Source organism: Paraburkholderia ultramafica (genome assembly GCF_902859915.1).
Taxonomy (GTDB): Bacteria; Pseudomonadota; Gammaproteobacteria; order Burkholderiales; family Burkholderiaceae; genus Paraburkholderia; species Paraburkholderia ultramafica.
Genome location: NZ_CADIKK010000021.1, coordinates 97651 through 122983 on the forward strand (window position 1 = coordinate 97651; position 25333 = coordinate 122983).

General features: G+C 61.6%; 19 protein-coding genes. 9 read left to right on the forward strand and 10 right to left on the reverse strand.

The features are described from left to right. Positions 1–178: 178 nt before the first annotated feature. Positions 179–3766, forward strand: coding sequence for an indolepyruvate ferredoxin oxidoreductase family protein (locus HV744_RS22290; protein ID WP_175151570.1), 3588 nt, complete (start codon positions 179–181; stop codon positions 3764–3766). A 118-nt stretch (positions 3767–3884) separates the two neighbouring features. Here the strand turns inward: HV744_RS22290 and HV744_RS22295 are convergent, their stop codons facing one another. Beyond that, on the reverse strand, positions 3885–4616 hold the full coding sequence (locus HV744_RS22295) for a copper homeostasis protein CutC (protein ID WP_175151571.1): 732 nt from the start codon (positions 4614–4616) through the stop codon (positions 3885–3887). A 35-nt stretch (positions 4617–4651) separates the two neighbouring features. Beyond that, on the reverse strand, positions 4652–5929 hold the full coding sequence (locus HV744_RS22300; protein WP_175151572.1) for an EAL domain-containing protein: 1278 nt from the start codon (positions 5927–5929) through the stop codon (positions 4652–4654). A gap of 455 nt (positions 5930–6384) precedes the next feature. Here HV744_RS22300 and HV744_RS22305 point away from each other — a divergent pair, with 455 nt between their 5' ends. Further along, the gene (locus tag HV744_RS22305) at positions 6385–8040 is read left to right on the forward strand and encodes a Na+/H+ antiporter (RefSeq protein ID WP_175151573.1); all 1656 of its coding nucleotides are present in this window, start codon (positions 6385–6387) and stop codon (positions 8038–8040) included. Between the two features lie 155 nt (positions 8041–8195). Here HV744_RS22305 and HV744_RS22310 read toward each other — a convergent pair whose 3' ends face one another. From HV744_RS22310 to HV744_RS37505, 6 genes are all read right to left on the reverse strand, one after another. Further along, entirely contained in the window at positions 8196–9503 is a 1308-nt protein-coding gene (locus tag HV744_RS22310) for a solute carrier family 23 protein (protein ID WP_175151574.1), read from the reverse strand. Positions 9504–10005: 502 nt separating this feature from the next. Next, complete coding sequence (locus HV744_RS22315) at positions 10006–11535, reverse strand: sensor domain-containing diguanylate cyclase (protein WP_175151575.1); 1530 nt, start codon at positions 11533–11535, stop codon at positions 10006–10008. A 169-nt stretch (positions 11536–11704) separates the two neighbouring features. Then, complete coding sequence (locus HV744_RS22320) at positions 11705–12406, reverse strand: NAD(P)H-binding protein (protein WP_175151576.1); 702 nt, start codon at positions 12404–12406, stop codon at positions 11705–11707. After that, entirely contained in the window at positions 12403–13353 is a 951-nt protein-coding gene (locus HV744_RS22325; RefSeq protein WP_175151577.1) for an SDR family oxidoreductase, read from the reverse strand. Before HV744_RS22325 ends, HV744_RS22320 begins: the two co-directional genes overlap by 4 nt. 60 nt (positions 13354–13413) lie before the next feature. Next, entirely contained in the window at positions 13414–13665 is a 252-nt protein-coding gene (locus tag HV744_RS37500; RefSeq protein ID WP_246279144.1) for a hypothetical protein, read from the reverse strand. Beyond that, a complete protein-coding gene (locus HV744_RS37505) occupies positions 13640–13810 on the reverse strand; it encodes a hypothetical protein (RefSeq protein WP_246279147.1) in 171 nt (56 codons plus the stop codon). The genes HV744_RS37500 and HV744_RS37505 overlap by 26 nt, the downstream gene beginning before the upstream one ends. Positions 13811–14279: 469 nt before the next feature. On the opposite strand from HV744_RS37505, the gene HV744_RS22335 reads away from it, so the two are divergent. From HV744_RS22335 to HV744_RS22365, 7 genes are all read left to right on the forward strand, one after another. Continuing rightward, entirely contained in the window at positions 14280–16043 is a 1764-nt protein-coding gene (locus HV744_RS22335; RefSeq protein WP_175151578.1) for a methyl-accepting chemotaxis protein, read from the forward strand. A gap of 299 nt (positions 16044–16342) precedes the next feature. Continuing rightward, positions 16343–17401 carry a tyrosine-type recombinase/integrase gene (locus tag HV744_RS22340; RefSeq protein WP_175151579.1) on the forward strand — a complete coding sequence of 353 codons (1059 nt, stop codon included), beginning with the start codon at positions 16343–16345 and terminating at the stop codon, positions 17399–17401. 243 nt (positions 17402–17644) lie between these two features. Then, complete coding sequence (locus tag HV744_RS22345; protein ID WP_175151580.1) at positions 17645–19120, forward strand: GNAT family N-acetyltransferase; 1476 nt, start codon at positions 17645–17647, stop codon at positions 19118–19120. A 4-nt stretch (positions 19121–19124) separates the two neighbouring features. Continuing rightward, on the forward strand, positions 19125–19529 hold the full coding sequence (locus HV744_RS22350; protein ID WP_175151581.1) for an ASCH domain-containing protein: 405 nt from the start codon (positions 19125–19127) through the stop codon (positions 19527–19529). A 13-nt stretch (positions 19530–19542) separates the two neighbouring features. Beyond that, positions 19543–20070: an ATP-binding protein gene (locus tag HV744_RS22355; RefSeq protein ID WP_175151582.1), complete on the forward strand. Its 528-nt coding sequence runs from the start codon at positions 19543–19545 to the stop codon at positions 20068–20070. 143 nt (positions 20071–20213) lie between these two features. Further along, a complete protein-coding gene (locus tag HV744_RS22360; RefSeq protein WP_175151583.1) occupies positions 20214–20546 on the forward strand; it encodes a hypothetical protein in 333 nt (110 codons plus the stop codon). 899 nt (positions 20547–21445) lie between these two features. Continuing rightward, positions 21446–23155, forward strand: a complete 1710-nt coding sequence (locus HV744_RS22365) for a DUF262 domain-containing protein (RefSeq protein ID WP_175151584.1) — start codon at positions 21446–21448, stop codon at positions 23153–23155. Between the two features lie 592 nt (positions 23156–23747). Here HV744_RS22365 and HV744_RS22370 read toward each other — a convergent pair. Together HV744_RS22370 and HV744_RS22375 are read right to left on the reverse strand one after the other, a co-directional pair. After that, entirely contained in the window at positions 23748–24002 is a 255-nt protein-coding gene (locus tag HV744_RS22370; protein ID WP_175151585.1) for a hypothetical protein, read from the reverse strand. Between the two features lie 362 nt (positions 24003–24364). Continuing rightward, a partial coding sequence (locus tag HV744_RS22375; protein ID WP_246279145.1) for a DNA topoisomerase occupies positions 24365–25333 on the reverse strand: 969 nt, incomplete at its 5' end.

Below are 25333 nucleotides of genomic sequence, written 5' to 3' on the forward strand. Positions count from 1 at the left end.
GTGGCAGATCCATCTCAAAACCTTATTAAAACGCGCGGCTCGTCGCGGCCATCCGCTGCCTTCTCGTCAAAGTAGAAATAATTCACTCCAATCGGCGCTAAAAAATAGAGTCTCTTCCGCAGCGTCACTTTGTGGTCCCCACCCTCGCGCGCGGATGCAAAACAACGGAGCCTCACCCATGACCGCTCGCCTGCCCATCGACGGCACGCCCGCTCTTGCCGACTACAAGCTGTCCGACAATCTCACCGCGACGCGCGGCCGAATCTTCCTGACCGGCACGCAGGCGCTGGTGCGCCTCGCGTTGATGCAGCGCGCGCTCGACAAGGCGCGCGGCATGAACACCGCCGGCTTCATCAGCGGCTATCGCGGCTCGCCGCTCGGCATGGTCGACCAGCAGTTGTGGAAAGCGACGAAACTGCTCACCGCGAGCGAAATCCGCTTCCTGCCGGCGATCAACGAAGAACTCGGCGGCACCGCCGTCCTCGGTACGCAGCGGGTGGAAGCGGACCCGGAGCGCACCGTCGAAGGCGTGTTCGCGATGTGGTACGGCAAGGGTCCGGGCGTGGACCGCGCGGGCGATGCGCTGAAGCACGGCAACGCGTACGGCTCGTCGCCGCACGGCGGCGTGCTGGTGGTGGCGGGCGACGACCACGGCTGCGTGTCGTCGTCGATGCCGCATCAGAGCGACTTCGCGTTGATGGCGTGGCACATGCCGGTCGTGAATCCGTCGAACATCGCCGACATGCTCGAATTCGGCCTGTACGGCTGGGCGCTGTCGCGCTTCTCGGGCGCGTGGGTCGGCTACAAGGCGATCTCCGAAACGGTCGAATCGGGTTCGACGGTCGATCTCGATGTGCTGCAAACCGAATGGGCCGTGCCGCAGGACTTCGCGGCCCCCGCCGGCGGCCTGCACAATCGCTGGCCCGATCTGCCGAGCCTGACCATCGAATCGCGGATGCACGCGAAGCTCGACGCGGTGCGCCACTTCGCGCGCGTGAACAGCATCGACAAATGGATCGCGCCGAGCCCGCATGCGAACGTGGGGATCGTCACGTGCGGCAAGGCGCATCTTGATCTGATGGAAACGCTGCGCCGGCTCGATCTGACGGTCGCCGATCTGGATGCGGCCGGCGTGCGGATTTACAAGGTCGGCCTGTCGTTCCCGCTGGAAATGACACGCATCGACGCATTCGTTTCCGGCTTGTCCGAAGTGCTGGTGATCGAGGAGAAAGGCCCGGTCATCGAACAGCAGATCAAGGACTATCTGTACAACCGTACGCAGGGCACGCGGCCGATCGTGGTCGGCAAACATGCCGAAGACGGCACGCCGCTGCTGTCGTCGCTTGGCGAATTGCGGCCGTCGCGCATCCTGCCGGTGTTCGCGAACTGGCTCGCGAAGCACAAGCCGGCGCTCGATCGCCGCGAACGCGTGGTCGATCTGGTCGCGCCGCAAATCCTCTCGAACGCGGCCGATAGTGTGAAGCGCACGCCGTACTTCTGCTCGGGCTGTCCGCACAACACATCGACCAAAGTGCCGGAAGGGTCGATCGCGCATGCGGGCATCGGCTGCCACTTCATGGCGTCGTGGATGGAGCGCGACACCACCGGCCTGATCCAGATGGGCGGCGAAGGCGTCGACTGGGCCTCGCATTCGATGTTCACGAAAACACGCCACGTGTTCCAGAATCTCGGCGACGGCACCTACTTCCACTCGGGCATTCTCGCGATCCGCCAGGCGGTCGCCGCGAAAGCCACCATCACGTACAAGATTCTCTATAACGACGCGGTCGCGATGACGGGCGGCCAGCCGGTCGACGGCAGCATCTCGGTGCCGCAGATCGCGCGCCAGGTGGAAGCCGAAGGCGTGTCGCGCTTCGTCGTGGTCAGCGATGAGCCCGAGAAATATGACGGCCATCACGAGCTCTTTCCGAAGGGCACGACGTTCCACCATCGCAGCGAAATGGACGCGGTGCAGCGCCAGTTGCGCGACACCGACGGCGTGACCGTGCTGATCTACGACCAGACCTGCGCGGCGGAAAAACGGCGGCGCCGCAAAAAGGGCGAATGCCCCGATCCGGACAAGCGTCTGTTCATCAACGAGGAAGTCTGCGAAGGCTGCGGCGATTGTGGCGTGCAGTCGAACTGTCTGTCGGTGGAACCGGTTGAGACGGCATTGGGACGCAAGCGCCGCATCGATCAATCGTCGTGCAATAAAGACTACTCGTGCGTGAACGGCTTCTGCCCGAGCTTCGTCACGGTGGAAGGCGGCAAGCTGAAAAAGGCCGCGGGCGTCGCGTTCGATCCGCAAGCGCTGGCCGCGCGCGTCGACGCATTGCCGATTCCCACGACGCCTCTCGACGCCGCGCCGTACGACATTCTGGTAACGGGCGTCGGCGGCACCGGCGTCGTGACGGTCGGCGCGTTGATCAGCATGGCCGCGCATCTGGAAGGCAAGAGCGCGTCGGTGCTGGACTTCATGGGTTTCGCGCAGAAGGGCGGCTCGGTGCTGTCGTTCGTGCGCTTCGCCGCGCGCGACGAGTGGCTCAACCAGGTCCGTATCGACACGCAACAGGCCGACGTGCTGCTCGCCTGCGATATGGTGGTCGGCGCGAGCGCCGATGCGTTGCAAACGGTGCGTCATGGCCGCACGCGTATCGTCGTCAACACCCACGCGATTCCGAACGCGACCTTCGTGACCAACCCGGACGCGACGCTGCACGCCGACGCGCTGATCGACAAGATGCGTCATGCGGCGGGAGCGGAGCGCCTGTCGACGTGCGACGCCCAGGCGCTCGCGACGCGTTTTCTCGGCGACACGATCGGCGCGAACATCCTGATGCTTGGCTATGCCTGGCAACTCGGCCTGGTGCCGGTGTCGTTCGGCGCGATGATGCGCGCGATCGAATTGAACAACGTCGCGGTGACGATGAATCAACTGGCGTTTTCGATCGGCCGGCTGGCCGCCGAAGATCCGGCCGCGCTCGAATCGTTGTGGCAGGCACGGCACGTGGCGAAGCAGACCGTGCGTGTCGATACGCTCGACGAACTGATCGCGCATCGAGAAGGGCGTCTGCAGACTTATGGCGGCGGCGCCTACGTGAAGCGTTATCGCGCGCTGGTCGACGCGGCGCGCCGCGCGGAAACTTCGGTGGATGCGACGAGCGAGCGCGTGACGCGCGCGGTGGCCAGCACGTTTTATCGTCTGCTCGCGGTGAAGGACGAATACGAAGTCGCGCGTCTGCATACGGATGCCGCGTTCCGTGAAGCGCTCGAAGCGCAATTCGAAGGCGTCGCCGGCAAGGACTTCGGCATCAAGTTCAACCTCGCGCCGCCAACGCTCACGCGCGCGCAAGCGGGCGTCAATCCGACCAAGAAAACCTTCGGTCAATGGATGTGGCCGGTGCTCGGCATGCTGGCGAAATGGCGCGGCCTGCGCGGCACGCCGCTCGATCCGTTCGGCCGCACGCTGGAGCGCAAGATGGAGCGCGAGCTCGCCGGCGATTACGAATCCACGTTGCTGCGCGCGCTCGCGAAGCTCGACGCGAACAATCTGGAAGACGTCGCGAAGCTCGCCGATCTGCATGCGCGGGTGCGCGGTTACGGTCACGTGAAGCTGGCGAATCTGGCGGGGGTGAAGCGCGGCGAACGTGATCTGGCGGCACGCTTGCAGATCGACGCGGCGACGGGGGAAGCGGTGAAGAAGTCGCTGGAAGAGATGAAGGGCGCGGGACAGTTGCGCGGCATTCCGGTGGTGGTGGGGAAGTAGTGTTGGCCGGTTAGCGTTTGCCGGTGACACGCGCCGCGCGCAGCGTGAATGAAAAATGCCGCTTCGGGGGTGATCTCGAAGCGGCTTTTTCTTTGCCGGCTGATTCAGGTATGTGGCGTCAGCCGCGTGACGTGGTGCCCGGATTCGCGTTCAGCAATGCCCTGACTTGCGCGACCTTTTCCATATCGACCGGTGCGAGACCGTTGCCGCCCACGCGCACGCCCGAACCGAAATGCACCGCTTCGACTTGCGTTCTGCTCACGAAGCCGGCAATCGCATCGACCGTCAAACCCGCGCCGGCCAGCACCGTGCAATGCGACCCGGACGCTTGTTTTACCAGCTCTCGTAGAGTCGCTTCCGCGTGCAGCACCGACGGTTTTCCGCCCGACGTCAACACGTTCGTCACCGCGTCGAATCCGAGCAGCACGTCGAGCGCTTGGCGCAGATCGCGGGTTTCGTCGAACGCACGGTGGAAGGTGATAGCCAGACCATCGGCCGCATCGGCCACACGCGCCAAGCCTTCGCGGTCGATCTCGCCCTCGCGGTTCAGCATGCCGATCACGATTCCATTCGCACCCGCGGCTTTGACCGCGCGCACGTCGCGCAGCATCACCGCGTAGTCGTCGGCGTCGTACACGAACGAGCGGCTATGCGGCCGCACGATCACGTTCACTGGTACGCCGGCCGCCGGGATCTCAACAGCCGCCACCACCGCTTCGATCAGTCCGACGCTCGGCGTGAGGCCACCCTCGCCCATCGCGGTGACGAGTTCGATACGGTCGGCACCCGCCTGGCGCGCGAGGCGCGCATCGGCAACGGTCGTGGCAATGACTTCGAGCAGGACGGACATGAGCGCAGCCAGGTGTCGTTAAAAACGACATCATCTCAGAACCGCTCTTCGTCCACCCAATCGATGTCGCCGCACAGCACGCAGGTCTGCTCGCCGACGTGCGTCGCCACCGACAGCGTCACGCACGGCAGCGCTTCGTTGATCGACAGATACGGACGCGTCACATGCACGCGCTCCGGCGCATTGATCGCGTCGCGGAAATACGGGCGACGCAGCCAGTTCGCCCCTTGCGCGTCGGCGAGCGGCAGAAAGCGCGTTTCATGCGCCGCGCGATCGGCGCGCAGCACGACGTTGCGGCCCGCCTGCTTGCCCTTGGCGTCGAGCAGGAAACAGCGCGCGGCGTGGTCGAGCGCAAGAAAATTCCAGCACACTTCCTCGAGCGGTTCGCCGGCGGCCAGCCGCTCCGCGGTGCGCTCGAAGGCCCGCAGGTACGGCGCGAGACGGCTCGCGTTGCGGCGCTCGCGTGCTTCGGCCTGATTGCGATAACGCTCGGTGAGTTCGTCGATGCAGGCCACCGCGTGCGCCGCGTCGACCGCGCCGGGGTTCGGCCGGCCAAAGAAAAAGCCCTGCACGAAGTCGGCATTGCAGGCGAGCGCCATCTGCGCTTCATGCTCCGTCTCCACGCCTTCGATCAGCACCAGCTTGCCCGCCTCGTGCAGCAACGCGACCAGTCCCGGCAGGATCGTCGCCATATCGGCGCGATGCGCGGCGTGCGACAGCATGATGCGGTCGAGCTTCACGATATCGGGATTCAACTGCCAGATCCGTTCGACGTTCGAGTGCCCCGCGCCGAAATCGTCGAGTGCGATCAGGAAGCCGCGCTCGCGGAACTGACGCACCGCATCGGCGAGACGTTCGAGGTCTTCAGCGCGCTGTTCGAGCAATTCGAGCACGATGCGCCGCGGCGGCAGGTCGAGCCGCTGCAGATTGGCCAGCAAGGCCGCGCCATGATACGGATCGGTGAGCGCGCCGGGATGCACGTTCAGGAACAGCCACTCGCGCTCGGCACCGAGCACCTTGAAGTTTTCCAGATGCAGCGTCTGCGCGAGCCGGTCCAATTGCAACACGTCGCCCAGCCGTGCGGCCTCGCCGAATACGTCGAGCGGCGACACGGCGCGATCGAGCGCGTCGTGTGCACGCAGCAGCCCCTCGTAGCCGACCGCCCGCATATGCGACAGGCTGAAAATCGGCTGGAACACGCTGGTCAGCGTCAGCTCGCCATGCTGCACCGAATAACGTTGAAGGCCCGACGTCACCTCGACGTCGAAACCATGCGGCGCGCTGGCCGTCCTATCCTGTTGCGCAATCGTCATGCAATCCTCTCACGCAAGAGCCGGCCCGGTCCGAACGCGGAAGCGAACACTTCGGCGCCGTTTCTCAAATGTGCGTCATCGCTACTGCTTAAGCAAGCTCCGTGCGCACGCTGCCACACATTCGCTTGAAACTTGTTCGAAAGATTGCACCGGCGCAAGGGTCAATGCGCCGCACGTGGGCGTAGCACGCACCGTTGAGGTGCGTGATCGATTCAGGTGCTCGCTTGTGGCGCTCGCCGCCGCATTAGCCGCCGCGTTCATCGCCGCGTTCATCACCGCACTCGCCGCCGCACTAGTCGCCGCGTTCATCCCCGCCCCGCCGCCGTCGTGCAAGCCTCGCGATAGCGCAACGCCAGGGTCGGGCTACACTTTGGCCTTGCGCGTCGTGAACGCTGCGCGACGGCATCGTCGAAAATCTCCGAGGAAGCCCCCGTTATATCCCCGCAAACAGACCGATGGAAATTGTCTTTACCGTATTGATTCTTCTGCTCGCCGTCGCGGCTTCCGGCGTCCTGATCCGTGCTCTGCCGGTCAAGCTGCCGCTGCCGCTGGTGCAGATCGCAATCGGCGCGCTGCTCGCGTGGCCGAGACTCGGATTGCACGTCACCTTCAATCCGGAGATTTTCATGGTGCTGTTCATCCCGCCGCTGCTGTTCGCGGACGGCTGGCGCATTCCCAAGCGCGAGTTCTTCATGGCGCGCCGCGCCATCCTGATGCTCGCGCTCGGCCTCGTGTTCATGACGGTGCTGGTGGTCGGCTACTTCGTGCATGCGCTGGTGCCATCGATCTCGCTGCCGGTCGCGTTTGCGCTAGCCGCGGTGCTGTCGCCGACCGATGCGGTGGCGCTCTCCGGCATCGTCGGCAAGGACAAGATTCCTGGCCGGCTGATGCACATTCTCGAAGGCGAGGCGTTGATGAACGACGCGTCGGGTCTGGTCGCGCTGAAGTTCGCGATCGCCGCGGCGTTGACCGGCGTGTTTTCGCTGCGCGACGCGTCGATCAGTTTCGTGGTCATCGCCGTGGGCGGTCTCGCGGTGGGCGCAGCGGTGAGCGCGCTGTTCAGCTTCGTGTCGGTGCGCTTTCTGAGTCTCACCGAAGATGGCGATCCCGCGCCCGGCGTCGTGATGACGCTGCTGATTCCGTTCGCCGCTTATCTGAGCGCCGAGCACTTCGAGTTGTCGGGCATTCTGGCCGCGGTCTCGGCCGGCATGATGATGAACTACGCGAGCGTCGCGAACGCGGGATCGGTGGCGTCGCGAGTGCGCGCCAACAGCACATGGACGATGATCGAATTCGTCTTCAACGGCATGGTGTTCATTCTGTTGGGACTGCAGTTTCCGCACATTCTCGGCCAGGCGCTGCTCGACGCGCACGAAACCAGCGACGCCCGGGTCGGACTGCTGATCGGCTACATCGCCGCGGTGGCGGCCGCGCTGTACGCGATGCGCTTCGTGTGGGTGTGGCTGCTGCGCTGGTTCGCGAGCCGCGGCGCGGCGAAGCACGGCGTGGCGAACGCGGTGCCGGGCTTGCGCATGGTCTCGGTGACGACGGTGGCCGGCGTGCGCGGAGCGGTGACGCTGGCGGGCGTGTTGTCGCTGCCGGTGATGCTGCCGGATGGCGCACCGCTGCCGGGCCGCGATCTGGCGATTTTCATCGCTTCGGGCGTGATCCTGCTGTCGCTGCTGGTGGCGGTGGGTGCGTTGCCGCTGTTGTTGCGCGGCTGGCGGCGGGGCAAGGACCCGCATGCGGCGGAAGAAGCGCACGCGCGCACGATGGCCGCGCAAGCCGCGATTCGTGAAGTCGACGAGATACACGATACCGAGTGCGCGGATCTGGACGAATCGGCGTCGGCGTATGCGGCGGACGTCACCGCGCGGGTGATGGGCCTGTATCGGCGCCGCCTCGCCACGCTCGATGAAGAGCAGGAGCCGCGCGAGCTCGCGCGCCGTGCCGATGCGCTGGAGTTCAGGATGAAGCTGGCGGCGATGCGTGCCGAGCGCAAGACGCTGCTCGCGCTGCGCAGCAGTCAGGAGATCAACGACGAGACCTTGAACAAGCTGATGCGCGAGGTGGATTTGTCGGAGACGGCGCTGACTGCGCGGAGAAAATAGCGCGGTTGGTTTTGGCAGTACCGGCGGCGGTGGCTTTTCCCGGGCACTGGGCAAAAAGCCGACGCCGGCAGCATACCGGCTTTGCTGCCGCTCGCCGTCGGTCACCGTCAGCCACCGTCCGGTCACGGCCGGTCATCGCCGCTCATGCAACAGAATCAGGCCACCGGCCCTTGCGACGGCTTCCTTCGCAGCAACGCGTACAGAATGATCGCGCCGAACGTAGCGGTGCCGATCCCGCCGAGCCCAAAGCCGCCGAGCTTCAACGAGAAGTCCCCCGCGCCGAGCACGAGCGTCACCGCGGCGACGATCAGGTTCCGGTTGTCGGAAAAGTCCACCTTGTTGACGACCCAGATGCGCGCGCCGGTCACGGCGATCAGCCCGAACACGACAATCGACACGCCACCCAGCACCGGCCCCGGAATGGTCTGGATCACCGCGCCGAACTTCGGCGAAAAACCCAGCACCAGCGCGATCAGCGCGGCGATCACGAACACCAGCGTCGAGTAGATCTTGGTCACGGCCATCACGCCGATGTTCTCCGCGTAAGTCGTCACGCCGGTGCCGCCGGCAAAGCCGGAGACGATGGTCGCGAGGCCGTCGCCGAGAAATGCGCGGCCGATATAGCGGTCGAGATTCTGACCGGTCATCGCGCTGACCGCCTTGATGTGACCGAGGTTTTCCGCGACCAGAATGACCGCGATCGGCGCGAGCAGGGTCATCGCGTGCAGGTCGAAGACCGGCGCCGTGAAGCTCGGCATGCCGAACCACGCGGCATTCGCGACGATCGAGAAGTCGATCGGCTTAGCCATGCCGAGGCCGTTCGTGACGATCGCGTAAATCACATACGCTATCAGCAAGCCGATCAGAATCAGCAGACGCTGCAGCATGCCGCGCGCGAACACCGCGACCGCGCCGACGCACAGCACCGTCACCAGCGCCATCCACGAATCGAAGTTGCTGCCGCTCACGCCGCGCACCGCGATCGGCGCGAGGTTCAGACCGATCACGCAGACGATCGCGCCCGTCACCACCGGCGGCATCAGCGTTTCGATCCAGCGGGTGCCGACCGCCGACACGATCAGGCCGATGATCGCGTACAGCACGCCGCACGCGATGATCCCGCCCAACGCCACCGGAATGTTCAGATTCGGACCGTGGCCGCCGTACCCCGTCACCGCGATCACCAGACCGATGAACGCGAAGCTCGAACCCAGATAGCTCGGCACGCGGCCGCCCACCAGCACGAAGAACAACAGCGTGCCGATCCCCGACATGAAGATGCAGAGGTTCGGGTCGAAGCCCATCAGCAACGGCGCGAGCACGGTCGCACCGAACATCGCGACGACGTGCTGGATGCCCATCGCGAACATCTGCGGCCAGGCGAGCCGCTCGTCGGTGCCGACGACGCTGCCCTCGGCGGTAACCGGCTGGCGGCGCCAGCGGGGGAAATAGGTAGCGGCCATTGCGGGGGTTCTCCTCTGTTCGGCGTGATGTGTGCCGGACGGCGCGTGGAACGGCGCGGCCCGGGAATTACGCGCGAGTGTACGGAGTGCCATTGGGCCTGGCAAGCATGGCGAAAAACGTGGCTGGAAGCGGGGGATGGCGGGGTTGGAGGGTGTCGCCCGAGGGTGTCGCCCATCCTGCGCTCGAAAGGATGCGCATGCGGTGGATGATGCAGGCAACGCGTTGAGCGTGCGGGGGCGACGCTCATGCGGGTCGGATGCGGGTCGGGTGCGGGTCGGGTGCGGGTCGGATGCGGGTCGGATGCGGGCGCAGCGTTTCAGAATCATCCGATACTTTTGCTTGTGGCCAGCGCTTAAACTGGTTTCGCTGCGCCGCCCCATAAGCGCATGCGATGTTGTTTTAACTATCCGACTTTCGCTCACGCCCCCCGGCGTGAGCTTTTTTTTATCTGTGTGTTTGCTGGTCCGTTAGGTGGGCACTAGCCGCTACACACGTTGCACCTCAGGTCACGTTTCGCGCCTTAGCGTCCGGCGGCACGACCCGGTCACCAGCCGCCCCCTGTCCCACCGAGCGATAACACAGCACGCGGTTGCGGCCCGCGTCTTTCGCGTCGTAAAGCGCTTCGTCGGCAGCGTTGACCAGCGCGCGGCTCGTCGCCATCGCCTCACCGTGTGCGGTGGCAATGCCAATACTCACCGTCAGCACATGATGCGAACTCGCCACATGGCGATGCTGCAGCGCCTGAACCGCCGCGCGAATCTGCTCGGCGATACGCATCGCCCCCGCTTCATCCGTATTCGGCAGCAGCACGGCGAACTCTTCGCCGCCGTAGCGCGCCGCCGTGTCGCCCGGGCGCCGCACGTTCTGCGCAATGCAGCGCGCCACATCGATCAGCGCGTCGTCGCCCGCCGAATGACCGTACAGATCGTTGAAACCCTTGAAACTGTCGACGTCGATCAGCAGCATCGACAGCGGCCACGCGTTGCGCTGCGCGCGATGCCACTCGTCGTCCACGTTCTCCTCGAAGGTGCGCCGATTGTTCACGCCGGTCAGCCCGTCGGTGCGCGCCAGCTCACGCAACTCGTCTTCCGCCGCGCGGCGATGGCGCAGTTGCTGCGAGAACAGGATCGCAAGCGCGATGATCGTCACGTTGAGCGCGGCAATCAGCGCGCCGATGATCCACGCGCGATGCCGCCATTGCACGTACATGTCGCGCGTCGAGAGCGCGACATCGAGGATCAGCGGATACATGTCGATATGACGGAATGCGTACCAGCGCTCGACCCCGTCGATCGCCGCCGTGCCGAAGAAGTCGCCGCTCGGCTGCTGCGCGAAGCGTGAATAGTTGGCCGTGCCGGTCAGATTGATACCGACGACTTTCGGATCGTAAGGACGCCGCATCAGCATCGTGCCGTCGCTCAGCATCAATGCCATCGATCCGCCAGGGCCGAGGTTCATCCCGTCGAACAGCTTGCGGAAGTAAGCGACATGCATCGTGCCGACCACCACGCCGCCGAAGCTGCCGTCCGGCCGGGAAATACGCCGGCTCAGCGCGATGCTGACGTCCCTGTCTTGCATCTTCGGGACAAACGGATGGCTAATGTACAGGCCGACGTCGGGTGAGTCGCGGTGCACCGTGAAGTAATCGCAGTCGGCGAGATTGATGTGACGCGGCGGCGAGGCTCGCGAATCGAACTTGACGTTGCCGGCCTCGTCGACGACGAACACCGAACCCATGTCTTTCGCGCTCACCGAGCCGTCGAACAGCACCATCTGGCGGATGGCCGGCTTCAGGTCCAGCACGCCAGGCTGCTTCAGTCCGTCGATCACCGCGCGCAGCGACAGATCGTAGATCTCCAGATTGCGCGACACGTCGCGCTCGACCAGCAGCGATACGTTGAACACGGAGTCCTGGGCGCGCCGCAACGCGTCGTCGCGCATCTGCGCCAGCACCCACACGGCGATCGCCAGAATCGCGCTGGCCAGCACGATACTGATCGCAATCATGAGGTTCGGTCGGCGCGTCACCATTGACTGTTGGTTCGAGCATGCGCTGAATGACGCGCGTGAAGAAGTGGACCGCCGACGGAAGACGCGGCGAGTGAACCGGTAGCGTATCAGAGGTACAGCGCGTCAATTGCTCGAACAGACGGGTTTTTAACGGCTTCAGCGAAGTGATGATGCTCCGTCGACGTGATGCTCAACCGGCGTGCAGATCGAGCACGGGTGCGGATGCCGCTCGGCTGAGCGCGCGGATGTCGGCGGTTTCGAGCACCGCTTTGGCGGCACCATGGCGTGCGACCGCCAGCATTGCGAGCCCCATGTCTTCGGTGCTCAGAATCTGGTTGGGCAACAATGCGCGCAGCGTCGACAGGAAGGGCTTGGCCAGCGTATAGAACAGCCGGTACGAACGGGTCTTCGAGCGAGCGCCGTTGAGCGGCTGGATCACGCCGGGACGGAACAGATAGACGGCCTTGAACGGCAGCCGTTGCAGCGCGTTCTCCGTGCGGCCCTTGACGCGCGCCCACATGCTGCGGCCGCGCTCGGTGCTGTCGGTGCCCGCGCCGGACACGTAGACGAAGGTCATCTGCGGATTGAGCCGGGCGAGCGTCTGCGCGGCCGCCATCGTGAGGTCGTAGGTGAGACGCGCATACTCCGCCTCCCTTATCCCCGCCGACGAAACCCCGAGACAGAAGAAGCACGCGTCGACCCCTTTGAGCGACGCTTCCACCGCGCGATAGTCCATCAGGTCCGGCTGAATCACTTCGACGACGCGCGGATCGAGCTGAGCGCTGCGAGTGCGGCCCACGGTCTGCACGACGTCGACATCCGGCGCGCGCAGACATTCGCGCAACACGCCCTGCCCGACCATGCCGGTTGCGCCAAAAATAAGAACCTTCATGATGTGTGCTCCAGGGGCGCGCCTGGCCAGCGCGCGTTGATCAATGTTTCCGAGACTTCCCACAGCCGGGCGGCGACTGCCTTGTCAAGCGCAGGCCGGGCGATCTGTGCTTCGCCGGGCGACCCTTTCAGTTCGAAGAAGCCGTTCGGTCCGTAATAGCCGGCGGGTTTTGCGTTCGGCGCGGTGGCGGCGAACAGCGTCGGCAACGCGCCGGCGGCGGCCGACTGGCTCGCCAGCGGTTCGAACGTCAGGCGGTTGAGCGTTTGCAGCAGATTGTCGGCGCCCGGACCGTTGGCGATCAGATCGGTGCGGGCATAGCCGGGGTGCGCCGCGTTGCTCAGGAGTCCCCAGCCGTTCGCGTCGCTGCGGCGTTGCAGTTCCAGCGCGAACATCAGCATCGCCAGCTTCGACTGCGCGTACGCGGGCCACGGCTTGTAGCTGCGCTGCCATTGCAGGTCGTCGAAATGAATCGACGCGCCGCCTTTGTGCGCGAGGCTGCTCAGGTTGACCACACGCGGCTGGCGTCCCGCGCGCAGTAGCGGCAGCAAGTGACCGGTCAACGCGAAGTGGCCGAGGTAGTTGGTGCCGAATTGCAGTTCGAAACCATCCGATGTGGTCTGCCGTTTGGGCGGCGTCATCACACCGGCGTTGTTGATCAGCAGATCGAGCGCAGCATGCTCCGCCGCGAATTGCTCGGCGAATTGACGCACGGAGGCGAGACTTGCCAGATCCAGATGCGTGTAGTGAAGCGACGCGGCCGGATGCCGCGCGCGGATCGCATCGAGCGCGGCCTGCCCTTTTTGCGCGTTGCGCCCGGTCAGCACGACGTCCGCACCGGCGCCGGCCAGCGCGAGCGCCGTCTCCAGGCCCAAGCCGCCGGTCGCGCCGGTGATCACTGCGAGCCGGCCAGTCTGTCGCGGAATGTCCGCAGTGGTCCAATTCGCCATCTCGTTCGTCCTCTGGTTGCGTTGGGTGGGTACTTGCTGCCCCGGTTGCCGCAGACACGTTCAGACTTGCGTCCCCGACGCTGGGGGAAAGGCCGGCAGCGGCGCCGGCGCGCAGAAATCCGTCGCCGCGCTGGCTGCGCGCAACGCGTCGGCGCGCGCCTTGTCACCTTCGCCGCAGTCGTGCAGTGCGTCACTGCCCAGCAAGAGATGCGCCGGCAAAGCATTGTGATACGCGAGCTTCAGCACGAGTTGCACGAGTTGCGCGAGCTTCGCTGGATCGCCGGCCTCATGGCCGACGTACTGCTTCAGCATATCCTTTACCGCGCCGACCGACGGCAGATAATCCGGCCGCAATTCCGGCGTCGCGCCGGCCGGCTCGGTGCCCCACCGTTTTCATGCCGCCCGGCTCCAGCGCGCTGACATCGACGCCGAACGGCGCAAGCGCCTGGCTGATCACCTCAGTGAAGCCGCCGACCGCCCACTTCGCGGCCTGATACGCGCGCGAGGTGGCCGAGGCCCGCGTTGTTGACCACCATGTCGAGCCGGCCGAAAGGATCGGCAGCGGACTGCACGGAGCGCCCCGCTCACGCCGCGAATGAAATGCAATCAAAAGGCGATGATTTCATCACACGCCTAAATACAGCAAAATTCTCGAAAATGCTATTTTCGTCGGTCATCGCGTGCAAGCTTATACAGAAATAGCCGATTTATCTTAAGTCCCGGTGTCTTAATTCCGATATCCAGCAAATGGGATACCCATTTGGCTGACGTCGACGTGCCGCGATTCACGGCGTTCGAAATCAGCCATGAGCGGATAGGCCGCGCGGGGCCGCCTTGATGTTCGGCGGTCACATAGACAGTCCCATGCCCGGACCTGAGAGTCCATGCGAACGCTTTCACGTTTCGTTATTGGAGACAATAAAATCGTGACACTCAAACACCTCACAATCAAAAACAAGCTCATTGCCGGCTTCGGCATACTGGCGCTCATCGTCGTTGCAGTATCTGGTCTCTCCCTGAAAGCGCTGAGCGATTCGACCGATGGTTTTTCCAGCTTCGTGCATGGCATCAACGCGCGCGCGGAGATGGCGGCGCAGGTACGAACCGCCGTCGACCGCCGCGCGATCGCCGCGCGCAATCTGGTGCTCGTGACCAAACCTCAGGACTTCGAAATAGAGAAAACCGACGTGATGCGCGCGCACGAAGACGTGCAAGCCAATCTGAAGAAACTCAACGAAATGATTGCGACCGCGACCGACACGTCGGAACAAGCGCGCAGTCTCGTCGCCGAGATCAATCGCGTGGAGACTTTGTACGGCCCGGTCGCCACCGACATCGTCAATCTCGCGCTGACCAACAAGCGCGACGACGCAATCGTGAAGATGGACGACCAGTGCCGGCCACTGCTCGCCGCGCTGATCCGCGCGACCGACGCGTATGCCGGCTACACGCATAGCCGACAGGAACAGATGATCAACGACTACGCAGCGCAATACCAGAACCAGCGCAATCTGCTGATTGCAATCAGCGTGATTGCGGTCGCACTCGCGATCGGCGCGTGCGTGCTGATCACTCGCGCGGTGACCGAGCCGCTGCGCCTTGCGATCGGCGTCGCGCGCACCGTGGCGCAAGGCGATCTGCGCACGCGCATCACCGTCGACGGCAGCGATGAAACCAGCAAACTGCTGAGCGCGTTGCGTGAGATGAACGAACGATTGACGGCGATCGTGGGACGCGTGCGCGACAGCAGCACCAGCATTGCCGGCGCGGCCCGCCAGATCGCCGCGGGCAACATGGACCTGAGCCAGCGGACCGAGCAGCAGGCCGCCTCGTTGCAGGAAACGGCGTCCAGCATGGAGCAGTTGACGTCCACGGTGAAGCAGAACGCCGACAACGCGCAACAAGGCAGCATGCTTGCCGCGAATGCTTCGTCGGTGGCGCAGAAGGGCAGCACGGTGGTCGGCCAGGTGGTCAACACCATGCAGGACATCAGCGATAGCTCGACCAAGATCGCGGACATCACGGGGATCATCGAAGGTATTGCGTTCCAGACGAACATTTTGGCGTTGAACGCGGCCGTCGAAGCGGCGCGCGCCGGTGAGCAGGGACGCGGTTTCGCGGTGGTCGCGAGCGAAGTCAGAAGCCTGGCTCAGCGCTCGTCGAGTGCGGCGAAGGAGATCAAGGATCTGATCGCCAACTCCGTGGACAAGATCCGCGACGGCTCGGCGCTGGCCAGTGAAGCAGGCAAGACGATGAGCGAAGTCACACAGGCCGTTGCGCGGGTGACGGACATCATGTCGGAGATCGCGGCGGCGTCGACTGAACAAAGTCGGGGTATCGAACAGGTGAATCTGGCGATTACGCAGATGGACAATGTCACGCAGCAGAACGCGGCGTTGGTGGAAGAGGCGGCGGCTGCGTCGCGGTCGATGGAGGATCAGGGGCAGCAGTTGAGTGAAGCTGTGGCGTTTTTTCAGGTTTTGAGTGGGGGTGGGGTAGTGGCGGGTGGTTCGGGTGGTTCGGGTGGGCCGGCTGCTGTTCCTGCTCCACGCAAGGAGATGCCGCGGCGTGAACTGGCGGTTGCGCCGGTCAGGCGGGTGGCGCGTGCGACGGTTCTGCCGGTGGCTACGCTGGCGGATGTTGCGGCGGCTGCAGGTGCAGGCGCGGAAGATGGGTGGGATAGGTTTTGAGTGAAGGCTTGCTCTGCTGAGGCGCTGTGCTTGGTGGGACGGCGCGGGCGGAGGGGCTGTGGCGGAATGGTTGCGGGTGCTGCCGACTTCCTGGGCTAGAAACGCAAAAACCGGCTATGAGCCGGTTTTTGCGTTTAGACGAATCTTATTGGGAGGAGGAGGATCGAACTCCCGACCTTCGCATTGCGAATCTGAAGGCCAATCCTTAATTAGATGGATTCCTTGACCTATTCTCGCGTAATTGGGACAATATTGGGACAGAAACGTCCCAAAAACCACCTCTGGCGTCCAATTCACCTATGGCGACCTTTACCAAACGCGGCGATCTTCAGTGGCAAGCCAAAGTTCGCAGAAAAGGCTACCCCCAAGAGTCGAAGACCTTCGACACCAAAGCAGATGCTGAGAAGTGGGCGAGGTCCATCGAACGCGAGATGGACCGGGGACGCTTCGTTAGCAGCGCGGAAGCCGAAAGCACAACCTTCACCGAAGCGTTGGATCGCTACGAGCGCGAGATTGCATCGAACAAACGAGGCGCAACGCAAGAGAAGTCGATCATTCGCCAATTGCGCGACTCATGGCTCGCAAAGCGACCACTCGCAGCGATTCGGCGGGCCGACATTGCGAAGCTGCGCGACGAATGGTGTGTCACTCATAGCCCGGCGACGGTTGTCCGCCGGCTTGCCGTCATCTCGCATCTTTTCACAATCGCGCGCAAGGAATGGGGCTTGGAGAGCCTATCCAACCCGGTCGAACTGGTTCGCAAACCTACGGTCAAGAATGAGCGGACCCGGCGAATTTCGAGCATCAAACCCGACGCTCAGAGAGGCACCTCAACCGACGAACTCGCTTACGTAAAGGCAGCGTCCGCATCGGCTTTCTTGCCAGCCCTCATCGACATTGCAGTCGAAACAGCTATGCGTAGAGGCGAGTTGATCTCGCTCGGCCCAGCCCAGGTTGATCTATCGAAGCGCGTCGCACGGCTTTCCATGACCAAAAACGGCAGTTCGCGCGACGTTCCCCTTTCAAGCAAAGCAATTGCAGTCTTTGAACAACTCATCGACAACGACCGCCAATTGTTTTTCCCGCTCCGCGCTGACGCGGTAACTCGAGCGTTCGAGAGAGCGGTCGCACGGGCCAGGAAAACCTACGTGGAGGATTGTGCGAACAAGGGCGTGGCCGCGGACCCTGATTTTCTGGTTGACCTGTGCTTTCACGACTTGCGACACGAGGCCACGTCACGCCTTGCCGAAAAATTTCCACTCCATGAGCTGGCGAAGGTTACGGGCCATCGCGACACGAAGATGCTTATGCGCTACTACCATCCGAGAGCGGAGGATCTTGCGAAGAAGCTCGACTAGTACCGCCGTTTTCGGGGACCCTCGCCCAGACCGCTGTACAGTCCGAGACGATGCGCGGGCCAGCTGAGATAATATGGGCACAAAGCGAAAACAGCGCCGGGTCATTCTGCGCGCAAATTCAATGGCCTAACGGGGGCTTCATGCGGCAAAGACATTTTCCGGCAACACCTGCGGTGGTATTGAGCTTGCCGAGCGGCTGCTGTGGCGCCTGCCGCTTAGTAGGTCCCTAACCGGAGGTGAAACATGTCGATGCGACTCCGGTTCCTGCTTGACACGAATGTACTAATTCCTCTTCAGGACACGTACCAGGTTTTGGAAAGCAACCTGGCCAACTTCGTTCGGCTAGCCGGGCTCGGCGGTCACCAGTTGCTTTATCACGCCGCGACGGTTGCAGATTTTAGGCGCGACCCGGACAGGGCGAGGAAGCACCGAAATCTGGAGCGGTTGGCACAGTACTCGATGCTGGACCAAGCCGCTCCCTGTCCGTGGAATACACCCGAAACTTCGCCGAACGACGCATGCGACAACGAAATCCTGTACGCATTGGAATGCGACGCGGTTCATGCTCTCGTAACCGAGGATCGTGGGATTCACGTGAAGGCGCGTCTCCGAGGCATTGGAGAGCGGGTCTATACTATCCAGACCGCCGAAGACTGGCTGCGCCGCCTGCACGAGCCCCGGCAGATAGCGTTACCGAATATTGAAGATGTGCCGCTTCACAGCCTCACCCCTATTCTGGCACTGCCATTCTTCGACAGCTTGCGTGACGGATACGGCGGTTCGGAATTTGACGAGTGGTTCAGACGCAAAGCTCGCGAGAATCGGAGAGCGTGGGTGTATCAAGACGAGAACGGCAGGCTGGCGGCGATATGTATCTATGCCGTCCAGCATGACGAGCAGATCACGGAGTCCGGGACCAAGCTGGTCGGGCCTGCGCTGAAGCTTTGCACATTCAAGGTTGGCGAGACCGTTCGCGGCCGCAAGATTGGTGAGTTGTTTCTGAAAGCGTCGTTCCGTTACGCGACGGAGAACGCGTGCGAGCACGTGTTTATTCACGCAAACGCGGAGAGACACGACTATCTTATCCGGCTTCTTCAGGACTATGGGTTTGGCGAACGAGGCTCGTACATGGGTGATTCTGTGCTCGTGAAGGAGCACCCCAAGAGTGCACCAAACTTACCCGCGCTACCCGCGCCCGAATACAACCGTCGTTTTTTTCCTCACTTCCGGCGGGACCGGTCTGTCCGAAAATTTCTCATTCCGATCCAGCCACCATTCCACGATACGTTGTTCCCGGATTACCATCCGCATCAGCGACGTCTGTTTGCGCCATCCAGCAGCGTGGGCAATGCAATCAAGCTTGCCTATCTTTGCCATGCGCAGACGAACGCAATCAGCGCTGGGGACGTGGTTCTGTTCTACCGTACGGGAGATGAGAAGGCTGCGACGTCGATTGGCGTGGTTGACCGGTTCGATGTGCTCGAAGACGCCGCGAGAATCGCAAGCCTTGTCAGTCGCCGCACGGTCTATAGTCAGCGGCAAATTGTCAAGATGGCAACGCGACGGACCAAGGTTATCTTGTTTCGACTCGTTGAACACCTGCCGGACCCAGTGCCGTATGCTCGCCTCCAGCAGGAAGGCATTGTTGGTCCCATACAATCCATTCGTGAACTTCAGGATGATGCTTTTTCCAGAGTGCTCGCAGCCGCAGGGCGGTAGGGCCGTGTTGCTGTCGATTAAACCGAAATATTCCGATCTTATCCTGTCGACCGAAAAAGGCGTCGAATTCCGCAGATCGTGGGCACGAGAAGACGTGGGACTGATCGTCATCTATGCTAGCTCGCCGCAGCAGCGTCTCGTAGCAACAGTGCGGGTCGAAGATGTCATCCACACTTCGCCAAGCAAGCTCTGGGAATACTGTCGCAGTCATGGCGGTGGCCTTACAAGGCAAGAACTATTCGACTACTTCTCGGGCAAACCAAAGGGGTATGCGGTCATACTTGGGACCGTGAGGAAGATGCGGAAGCCCATCGATCCCGGATCACTTATGGCGAATTTTTCGCCACCGCAGTCGTTCCGTTATCTGACAGAGGTGGAATTGAAGAGCATAGAATCGGCCGGCTTCTGACCTGAGATATCTGATGACCATATTTGTTTCCGGAATGCACGGCGTTGGGAAGACGTTTCTCGCGAAGCCGGCGAGTGAGCGGCTTGGTCTCCTCTATGCCACCGCGAGCCAGCTCATCCGAGAAGAGCGCGGGGCGGCCTCATGGGATTCCAACAAGCGTGTAGACGAGGTCGACGAGAATCAGCACGCTTTAATTGCTGCCGTCTCGCGCATCCGAGCGACAGGCAGGACCCTCTTGCTTGATGGACATTTCGTGCTTCGCGGGAGCGACGGCGAACCAGTTTTGCTTCCGCCGGAGGTCTTTCGTGACTTGGGTTGTCTTGGCGTGGTGCTCCTGGAAGCGAGCGCCGAGCAGATTGCTCCGAGACTGCAGGCGCGCGGAGATGATTCTTGGACGTTACCGCAAATAGCGTGCTTCATCAGAAAAGAAAGGGAGCATGCGGAAGGTGTCTGTTCGCATCTGGACATTCGATGCCGGAAAGTCGAATCACCGACTCCCGCGTGCTTCGATACGACGGTATCTATCCTCTTGGGATCGTAGCTACTACTGCAGAAAGCGCGGCAAGGTGCATATTCACGTCTGTTTCGGACCTTGAAACGTTGCTAGGACGGGCCGGTTACGAGCTCAAGAAATGACATTCCCCAACGACACGCTCCGCTGAATCTACCTATTGAGGCCAAAGTATGATTCCAGAGGTACCGAGACTAGCCGAGGTATTGCAAGATCGTGAACGCTTCGAGACGTTCGCACGCGGAATGCTTGCCCGTGGTTGGGTAAGTGACGAAGAACTTCACATAAGTCGCGCTGTGATTGTCAAACTGCCAACACCCAATGAACTGGAATCGCTATGTGAGAAATTTGGCTCACCCGACCTTGCCGATTTGCACTACAACTCGGTCGCTTTCAAGCACGACGGGGGATTCGTCTACTACCTGTATGACATGAAGCGGTTCGACAGCGCACCGGACTTGGTCGCGGACCTGAAATATCACGGCATAGAGGTCCAGTGGCGATGACCCGGCATGAAACGGGAAAGCCCGCGACCACTGCCTCTTAGCAGGCCGCGGGCGCGACTGCGACGTTGCATTCGAGGCTGATTTCGTGCCCGGAATATCAAACGTGAAGTCTGCGATACAATCTCGTCGACGTCTTCGTTTTTGTCGGCGCAAAGGGGTTGAAAATGCAAACATTTTTGATGACGCGGTGAAGGATCCTCAAACCTCTGGATCGCCACTCCATCCGCAAAGCGCATAGACAAGCTCGTGCGCACCCGACTGGGTTTCTGCAGAAATGCAGGTGGTTTCAAAGTCGCTCCATACGCGAGGACGCTGCGCCCTGCGCTATTTAGTCCACCCGGTAGCAAACACCTACCCGAAGCCCGGCCAGCCTGATCGTGTGCCGGGCTTTGTCAATTCAAGCTACCTGCACTTCCCCAACGGTTATGCGCCTCGTCGGCGCTTCGCAGCGCCATGTCCTTTTAGCCGGCTTGGCACCGCGCGCCGCGGAGCGCCGCCTCAAAGACACCTTCCATCGCCGAATATGCACTTCTAACTCGCACGCTTTTTTCAGGTAATATTCCTCGCACGATTGGCGCGTCGCCCCTTAATGAGGCGCTCTAGCTTAAGACGCTGTCTTTAGCTAAAGAAAGAGGCGCTGATTGCCGATATGCTGTGTGCGGCAGTGCTTTGTTGAGCACGTACCGGGGGGCCGCCTAGGCAACGGTGATAGAAATAACGGATTGCTCTTCGGTCGGGACATAGAAGGCCAATTCCGAGACGACCAATTTAAGACTCCTTGTCGTCGTCGCATGCGCCGCTTGCCTCGGCATACCTCCCGTATGAACCTTCTTCAACTTCGACTGGCACGATTGTTCAATCGACAGAGAGTTCACCTGGAACCTTAACTACGTCTTCACATGTTCGATCCAACACTTAACGGCGTGATGACCCAGATTGACGCGGGCAAAATCGTATTGCCAGCCATGCAGCGACCATTCGTCTGGAAGGACGAGCGCATCACAAAGCTAATTGATAGTTTGCTCCGAGGTTTTCCTATCGGAACGGCGCTTCTGTGGAAAACAGCGACAATGCAGCGCTATCGCCGTTTCCAGAAAGACGTTCAACCAGACGCGGGAATCTCCATTGACTTTGAGAACGACGATTCAAGCGAACGCTACCTTGTACTGGATGGCCAGCAGCGACTGACAAGCCTTTTCGTTGCAATTGCCGGCACATACGATGGTAAGCGGTTGTTCGTGGATGTACTGACCGGCGAACGTGGAGAGAAGGATGCAGGCGACGCCTATTGGGATTGTCGCTTCCTATCGGAGAAGGAGGCTGCGGAACTCAACGAGTGGCCGCGTCAGAATGCCTCCAGGGCCGCGAGTCAATCGCAACGGGCAGTATTTATCAAATTTCAAGATTTGACGCGCCTCGCAGCACACAAGGCGGGGATAGCTGCAACGCAGGCTGCGCAGAAGTTGCAACTATCTGAACAAGAAACCTTGCGCATGGTTTCGAGCTACCTACAGTGCGCAACCATTCTTGCGAGCAAGACTGCTTTGCAGATTCATCTTATTGATGAAGATGCTGCCGAGCCAATGCCGATTGAAGAGATACTCGAAGTGTTTGTGCGCGTGAATTCAGGTGGTCTGGTGCTTCAGAAGTCGGACTTGCTCATGAGCCTGCTCGATCTCAAGTGGAACGACATCCAGCCTGAGTTGTACCGCGCGGTTAAGGACATCAATGTTTCGCGCCCCTTCAACATCACGAGGGATGACGTCCTGAAGAGCTTGCTGATTGCCAAAGGCTCTGAGACCCGCTTCGACCGCCTCGTGGCCGATCGTGTAAAAGTGGAGTCATTAGCTAGCGAGCTGCCCGGCCTATTGCCTGCCGTTCAGCAAGCCTGGAAGTCGCTGACGCTACTGCTCATGGATGACTGCAAGATTACGTCTGAGCGCTTCTTCCGAGGCGGTCACAATTCGCTGCTGCCATTCGTGCAATATTTTGCGCTGAACCCCAACCCGAATCCCGCAGAGAAGCGTCGACTGGTCGTCGCAGTCTATGTCGCGCTTATGACCGGGATCTTTACAGGGGCTGAGGCCCGGATGGGTACATTCGCGCGCAAACAGTGTGTGACTGGTAAGCCGTTCCCGCTTGACAAGCTGGCACAGCTTGTCAAGCATCACTACGGTATCGGCTCACTCGAAGCTCTCTTATCTCGACACCTTGACCTGACTCTCAACATCGCCCATGGGGGTATCACCCTCGACAACAATCCCGAAAACTTGCAGCGCGATCATATCTTCCCGAGGGCGACTCTTACGAAGCAGGGTATGCCGTCGGAGCAGACAAACCACTACGCAAACTTTCACTTTTTGCGCGGCAAAGACAATCTGAACAAATCAGATACTCCGCCAAGCGAATGGTTCAGGAAGCCGGGTGAGCAGCCGCCATATTCCGAGGATGATTTGAAGGAGCGCCTCTTGAGCTGGGAGTTGCTGGAGCCGGAGAGCTTCCCAATCATGCTGCGTGAGCGGACGAAGGAGATTCATGACCGCGCGTTGCGACTATTTGGTGTCGATGCCAACGGGTTTGAACGTCTTTTCGGGCCCGAGGCAGCGTGACGACTACCAGTAGGTAACGGAAGAAACATAGTGTACCGCTCGACATACAGCGGTCCAGCACTGCGGTCGCTGCCTTGACCTGAACATGCCCGTGAAGCCTGCCCGAGCCGGGCGGAGCGGGTCATCGTTGGCCCGAAAAGCGTGCTCATATGAGAGCATGTCGAGTACGAACGAATTACTGATGAGATCGCGTTGCAGCATAAGCTCAACGCCAAGCTGCTCCGACGCTGCGTCGAGCAGGCCGAAGGCCAAGCGCCCGAACTTATCGCAGGGAGTGCGGTAAGTGTGCAACCGGCAGCGATGACAACGTTTGTGCCATCTGCCCTTGAGACACGAAACCCATGCTCACCGGAAATCCGAATCGAAGCGCGCCGCGCTGATTAGTCGATCAGGGAAGCTGGACGACCCTCGCACGTCAGAATGGGTTCATTGGCCGCTTACGATCGAGCATCAACAAAAAAACTTTGATGCAGAACACCAATGGCTGTCGGCGTGCAGGCTATTGAACGATACCGAGGTAGGTCGTTGCCGCATCGCGAGCGCCGTCGCCGAATTGCGACGGCAATCCATCTCGTGAGGCGACCTCGACCTATTAGGTCTCGTCGTCGGGAGCGCGTGTGCTGAAGTCGATACTGACGATCAAAGCCGAGCGGCGGAATGGCACCGTGAATGCGACGAAGCACCACGCCAGGCGGTCTGACGCGGCGAGCGTTAGTAACCGTTGAAATTCGCCCTCGGTCATATCAATCACCCCCTGTAACTCCGGCTTGACCGAAATGAACGCGCCAATGTTTGGCACCGCGGCATTGCCCACATCCGGCTTGTCCGTCAGAGAAACCTGGATCAAGAACCTGGTTACGCCGCCCACCGCTTCGGTGAACTCCCCCCCTAACTGAATCGATGCGTGACTCTCTCGCCCCGGAGGATGACCTCGAGGTCGGTCCGCGCGAGCTGACAGACTCGCTGCCAACTAATGACGTGCCCGTACCGACTCAGTAATTCGCGCCGGGCGGGTCGATGCTTCGCTTTGTGCATAACGCCCCCTCTCACGGACCTAACGAACTCGATAGCACGAGTACCCGCGACATGACATCACTGGCTTCGAGCAAGTAGTGTGCTTGAAGCGCCCACCTGCCGCATCCGATCGTTTAGAGCGCAAGCCTCGAACTGTGCGCATCGACCACCTGGTGATCGACTTCCTTCCATCCGTCAACCAGTGTCTTTTTTGCACGTCGAGCAGAACACATCGTCGCCGTACTGGCCTTCGAGCTTCGTTTGCAGGTACTGATGCCTGGGATAGAACTGCGCCATGTAGCGCCGGGCGATCGCATCGAACACGTTCCGCTCGTCGTGCGACAGCCCCGGCTCGGCATGCCCGGTCGGGATGATGGCGTGATACGCCTTGACCTTGGAATTGTCCCAGCATGCGTACTGGATCCTTGGGTTTGCCCCGTTCGCGAGCTTTGTGTACATGCCTGCGATGCCGGCGAGCTTTTTCGGGGCCTCGCCGTGCAACGACTGCGGGAGATACCGGCAGTCGGTGCCGATATAGGTGACCATCTTGCGCTTCTCGTACAGCGACCGGGCCGTATCGTGGATCTTCTTCGCCGACATGCCGTACCGCGCCGACATTTCCGTTTGCAGCTTTGCGAGGTTGTACGGCAACGGCGGGGCCTGTTCGCAAGTGTTTTCTTGGTAATCGGTCACGATGCCCGTCAGACCCGCGTCTAGCCGCGCGACAATCGCCTCGGCTAAGCGCCGGTCGGTGATGCGACCTTTCTCGTCAATCCCGCGGTAGTCTGCGCCCTCGATGCGGCGTTTCCAAGTTAGCACGACGCCATCCGGTAGTTTGACCGCCGGAACGTAGTACGTGATCGGCTTGAAGTCGCAGATCTCGAGTTCGCGCTTAATCACGAGCGCGAGCGTCTGAATCGCCTCCAAACCGTTGACAATGCCGTCGGCGTAATAGCGGCATTCGCCCACATCTCGCAGTCGGACGAATGCCCCCTCGTCGTTATGCCTGCGAGCCGACGGCGCGAGTGCAACTCTCAGCGATGCATTGTCTAAGGTGTCACTGACCGGCGTTATGGCGCCATTCCGGGATCGGCGTATTGGCGCCACCAGATGATCGGCGCATAGGCGCCAGCGCAGGATCGGCGTTATGGCGCCGGTCCGTGA

Coding starts and splice junctions, on each gene's coding strand:
- HV744_RS22360 (WP_175151583.1), top strand. CDS start 20,214: ATGATTCCAGAGGTACCGAGACTAGCCGAGGTATTGCAAGATCGTGAA.
- HV744_RS22315 (WP_175151575.1), bottom strand. CDS start 11,535: ATGGTGACGCGCCGACCGAACCTCATGATTGCGATCAGTATCGTGCTG.
- HV744_RS22345 (WP_175151580.1), top strand. CDS start 17,645: ATGTCGATGCGACTCCGGTTCCTGCTTGACACGAATGTACTAATTCCT.
- HV744_RS22300 (WP_175151572.1), bottom strand. CDS start 5,929: ATGACGATTGCGCAACAGGATAGGACGGCCAGCGCGCCGCATGGTTTC.
- HV744_RS22295 (WP_175151571.1), bottom strand. CDS start 4,616: ATGTCCGTCCTGCTCGAAGTCATTGCCACGACCGTTGCCGATGCGCGC.
- HV744_RS22340 (WP_175151579.1), top strand. CDS start 16,343: ATGGCGACCTTTACCAAACGCGGCGATCTTCAGTGGCAAGCCAAAGTT.
- HV744_RS37500 (WP_246279144.1), bottom strand. CDS start 13,665: ATGCTGAAGCAGTACGTCGGCCATGAGGCCGGCGATCCAGCGAAGCTC.
- HV744_RS22305 (WP_175151573.1), top strand. CDS start 6,385: ATGGAAATTGTCTTTACCGTATTGATTCTTCTGCTCGCCGTCGCGGCT.
- HV744_RS22325 (WP_175151577.1), bottom strand. CDS start 13,353: ATGGCGAATTGGACCACTGCGGACATTCCGCGACAGACTGGCCGGCTC.
- HV744_RS22290 (WP_175151570.1), top strand. CDS start 179: ATGACCGCTCGCCTGCCCATCGACGGCACGCCCGCTCTTGCCGACTAC.
- HV744_RS22365 (WP_175151584.1), top strand. CDS start 21,446: ATGTTCGATCCAACACTTAACGGCGTGATGACCCAGATTGACGCGGGC.
- HV744_RS22355 (WP_175151582.1), top strand. CDS start 19,543: ATGACCATATTTGTTTCCGGAATGCACGGCGTTGGGAAGACGTTTCTC.
- HV744_RS22320 (WP_175151576.1), bottom strand. CDS start 12,406: ATGAAGGTTCTTATTTTTGGCGCAACCGGCATGGTCGGGCAGGGCGTG.
- HV744_RS22310 (WP_175151574.1), bottom strand. CDS start 9,503: ATGGCCGCTACCTATTTCCCCCGCTGGCGCCGCCAGCCGGTTACCGCC.